4 protein-coding genes are annotated in these 4,534 nt (G+C 43.9%); 3 read left to right on the forward strand and 1 reads right to left on the reverse strand.

Annotated features, from left to right (window positions below):
* The 3 genes from HOO90_RS00220 to HOO90_RS00230 form a co-directional block, all read left to right on the forward strand.
* A partial coding sequence (locus HOO90_RS00220; RefSeq protein ID WP_292838258.1) for a ribulose-bisphosphate carboxylase occupies positions 1–760 on the forward strand: 760 nt, incomplete at its 5' end.
* A gap of 179 nt (positions 761–939) precedes the next feature.
* The gene (locus HOO90_RS00225; RefSeq protein ID WP_292838260.1) at positions 940–1,755 is read left to right on the forward strand and encodes a CbbQ/NirQ/NorQ/GpvN family protein; all 816 of its coding nucleotides are present in this window, start codon (positions 940–942) and stop codon (positions 1,753–1,755) included.
* A 19-nt stretch (positions 1,756–1,774) separates the two neighbouring features.
* Positions 1,775–4,030 (forward strand): VWA domain-containing protein, encoded by a 2,256-nt coding sequence (locus HOO90_RS00230; protein ID WP_292838262.1) that lies wholly within the window; start codon positions 1,775–1,777, stop codon positions 4,028–4,030.
* 2 nt (positions 4,031–4,032) lie between these two features.
* Here the strand turns inward: HOO90_RS00230 and HOO90_RS00235 are convergent, their stop codons facing one another.
* On the reverse strand, positions 4,033–4,494 hold the full coding sequence (locus HOO90_RS00235; RefSeq protein ID WP_292838264.1) for a YhcH/YjgK/YiaL family protein: 462 nt from the start codon (positions 4,492–4,494) through the stop codon (positions 4,033–4,035).
* Positions 4,495–4,534 lie beyond the last annotated feature (40 nt).

The raw sequence follows: 4,534 nt of genomic DNA on the forward strand, positions 1-4,534 counted from the left end.
GATTCCGTTGGTAGTCGATTCCTTGAAACGTGCGCAGGATGAAACAGGTCAGGCTAAATTATTCTCAGCCAACATCACGGCGGATGATCACTACGAAATGTGCGCTCGTGCAGACTTTATCTTAGAAGCATTTGGCCCAGATGCAGACAAAGTGGCATTCTTAGTCGATGGTTATGTAGGCGGCCCCGGTATGGTGACAACTGCACGTCGTCAATATCCAAATCAATATTTACATTATCACCGTGCGGGACATGGCGCGGTAACATCACCTTCAGCAAAACGCGGCTACACAGCCTTTGTTTTAGCTAAAATGAGCCGTTTACAAGGGGCTTCTGGTATCCATGTGGGCACAATGGGATACGGCAAAATGGAAGGCGAGGGCGACGATAGAATCATCGCTTATATGATTGAGCGTGATGAGTGCCAAGGCCCTGTTTACTTTCAAAAATGGTATGGTATGAAGCCAACCACACCGATTATTTCGGGCGGTATGAATGCGCTGCGCTTACCAGGCTTCTTTGAAAACTTAGGCCACGGTAACGTTATTAACACCGCTGGCGGCGGTGCTTATGGCCATATTGACAGCCCAGCGGCGGGTGGTATTTCATTGCGTCAATCTTACGAGTGCTGGAAATCAGGCGCGGACCCAATTGAATATGCTAAAGAACACAAAGAGTTCGCGCGTGCATTTGAGTCATTCCCTAAAGATGCGGATAAGTTGTTCCCAGGATGGCGTGAGAAACTAGGTGTACATAGATAGTTCTAAATCCTTTAACTCAAATTAAGCGTTGTCATGGCTTGCCGTACTCATGTGTACTGTCTTCGCCCTTCCGCCTTGACTTTGAGTTTAAAGTAATTAGAACAAAATAAGCCTCTGCGTTATAGAATATCGCAGAGGCTTTTTCTTGTAGTAAATAAACAGATTGATGAGCAGAAATCATGAGCGACCAATTCGACATTCAACAGTACCAAATTAAACATGAACCTTTTTATCAGCCCACTGGTAATGAAGTAGCTTTATATGAGGCTGCTTATGCTGCCCGTTTACCTGTCATGTTAAAAGGTCCAACAGGTTGTGGTAAATCACGTTTTGTTGAACACATGGCTTGGAAGTTAGGTAAGCCGCTTATTATTGTAGCCTGTAATGAAGATATGACCGCATCCGATTTAGTAGGACGCTATTTGTTGGATGCGAATGGCACGCGCTGGCTAGATGGCCCGCTAACACTAGCAGCCCGTTACGGTGCTATTTGTTACTTAGATGAAATCGTAGAGGCGCGCCAAGATACAACGGTAGTGATTCACCCGCTAACTGACCACAGACGCACTTTACCTTTAGATAAAAAAGGTGAATTAGTGGCAGCGCATCCTGACTTTCAATTGGTGATTTCTTACAATCCAGGCTATCAAAGCCTGTTGAAAGACTTGAAGCAATCAACCAAACAGCGCTTTACTGCATTTGATTTTGATTATCCAACTGCGGCATTAGAAACGACTATTTTGGCGAAAGAAACTGGGTTAGATAAATCAATCGCCGGCCAGTTAATCAAGATAGGGCAAGTTGCGCGTAACCTTAAAGGCCATGGCTTGGACGAAGGAATTTCAACGCGCTTATTAGTCTATGCAGCAACGCTGATTAAAGGCGGCGTAGCTCCACGAGATGCATGCCGTATGGCGTTGGTACGCCCAATCACCGATGATGCCGATATTCGAGATACTTTAGATCATGCGATTGATGCTATTTTTGCTGAATAGTAGTTGTGAACGTTAAATCATGTCGCTGGTAGTTTCTGACGATTTAGAAAAGTATTGGAGGTTGCTCGATAGCCGCTTTCCAAAGGTGCAAGATGTTTTTGAAGCTTGTATGCAACAAGCTTTTAAAGTGCTGAGTAATGACGGCCTGACGGCTTATGTGGAAAGTGCTAGTTTTTTAGGAAAAATGGGGCGGGGTGTTGAGCCTATTTTGATTTTTCTTGAAGAGTGGCCAGTTGTTGCAAAAATTTTAGGTGAAGCTTCATTGTCGCCGATTATGGATTGCATACGACAAATGTGGCGCTCACCTAATAGCAAGGCGATTGCACCATTCTTGCAGGTCTTGCCAGCAGCTTCACGCAGGCTACATTCGCAAGCGCAGATGCAAGACTATCTAGATTTGGTGCTGGATTTTATGAATCGCACCACAAGTTCAATCCATGGACACCATATGACTATGCCGAGTCCGGGATTACCCGATTTTTTCGCTAAATCTCCCTATTTACTTAGCCAAGTGTCATTGGTTGGCCTGAAAAATTGGGTGAACTATGGTATTCATAATTACGGTCATCATCCTGAACGCCAAATAGATTATTTCAGCTTGCAATCGGCTGATAGCAAAGCCATGTTGCAGCGCGAGCGGCATGGGACTTTGCTGGTGGATAATGAACGTAAACTAGATTTATATTTGCGCGGACTTTGGAAGGACAATGACTACCTAGTGCCTTATTCCACTGGCTTTGATGAGCTGCGTAAGCCGATACCTTATTATGATAAATTTGGTATTCGTCTGCCAGATGTGTATGAAGATGCACGCGGCATTTCTGGGGTTAATCGCTACCGTGCGGCATTGGCGCATATCGCTGCCCATCGACGTTGGACGACTGCTATATTTGCAGATAACTTCAGTCCGTTTCAGCGCATGGCAGTGGAGATTTTTGAAGATTCCCGCGTTGAGTTTTTGGCAATGTGTGAGTATCCAGGTTTAAGGCCTCTATTTTTGGCCTTGCACCCAAAACCTGCAGAAGACGCATGTAACCTAGAAACAGAGTCCGCAGTGCGTCATCGATTGGCGATGATGTCGCGTGCGTTATTAGATGCAAAGCATGGCTATCAAACCCAGCATATTATTGATTTCGTGCAACGCTTTCATCAAACGATGGCAAAAGGTCAATCAAGCACGCAGGAAATCGCTGATCTGGCGATTTTATTTGTAGCCAAAACACGTCGTCAAAGTGACCAATTGCCGAATGTACACTTTTTGGATACAGAGGTGGATTATCGTGATGACAACCGCCATATGTGGCGTTATTACGAAAATAGTGACGATGAGGAGCAATTTGAAGAACATCCTCAGACTGCTAATGAAGAGATAGCTCAAAACTTGCCACCACGCCATTATCATGAGTGGGATTACACCTCGCAAAGCTATAGGCCAGATTGGGTGAGTGTCTATGAAACACTGCATCCGCAAGGCAATCCACAATCTATTGATAAGCTACTAGAAAAACATGCAGCATTGGCAAAGCGATTAAAGCGATTGCTCGATTTATTAAAGCCACAACAAAAAGTGCGCATTCGTTACCAAGAAGAGGGTAGCGAGTTGGACTTAGATGTGGCATTACGCTCTTTGATTGATTACAAAAGTGGCGCTGCACCTGACTTACGTATCAATATGAGCCATAAAAACGATGGCCGTGATATTGCGGTAATGCTGTTATTGGATTTGTCTGAATCTTTAAACGACAAAGTGGTGGGTACAGACCAAACAATCTTAGAACTCAGTCAAGAGGCCGTTTCATTGCTGGCTTGGGCAGTTGAACAGTTAGGCGATGGTTTTGCCATTGCAGGCTTCTACTCTAATACCCGCCATGAAGTGCGATATTTGCATATCAAGGGTTATAGCGAATCATGGGATAACACTGTAAAAGGTCGATTGGCAGCCATGCAGGCTGGCTACTCAACGCGCATAGGCGCGGCGATGCGCCATGCAGCCCTTATGCTAGAGCATAGGCAGGCTGATAAAAAAATGATGTTGATTCTGACCGATGGTGAACCAGCAGATATTGACGTGAAAGACAAAAAACTACTGATTCAGGATGCGCATAAAGCAGTGCAAGAGTTAGACCAGCAAGACATTTACACTTACTGCATCAATTTAGACCCTAAAGCCGATGAGTACGTAAGCGATATTTTCGGCAAAAATTACACGGTGATTGATAACGTGGCGCGCTTGCCTGAACGCTTACCACAATTATTTATGGCGCTGACTAAGTAAAGCTATTTGTCTGTAGGGTTTACTGCAATTTTAAAAACCGCTTTGTGCAGGTGGTGCTCCGAAACCATTCCAGAGTGAGCATCTTCTGGAAAGAATATGCAAAATTTATTGGCTGGAGTCGTTAGCCAATTTAGCGGTAAATCATTATAAAACTGTACATCATTGGTTGTATTGAATTCATCAATCGGCGCATGGCAATCTGAAAGTGGCTTCCAGCCCATTTCATCAGTGCCATCAAGCACTAATTGAATGTCGATGTATTTGCGGTGACATTCAAGCTTAGATTCAGCTTTAGGTTGTCCAATTCCGCGTTGAATGATTACAAAAACATCATCACCCAATATAGTGTGTTTCCCTGAAGCTAAATTACGTAGGTTTGAGTTGTTAATATATTTCAATGCTTGAGGAAATAATGGATGCAATTTGGCGTATTTTTCAATATTGAGAATTGAATCAAAAATCATGAGAATGGCTTTCGGTTATATCCAAACTTTTCTATAAGCT

Source organism: Methylotenera sp., from assembly GCF_013141425.1.
Lineage (GTDB): Bacteria > Pseudomonadota > Gammaproteobacteria > Burkholderiales > Methylophilaceae > Methylotenera.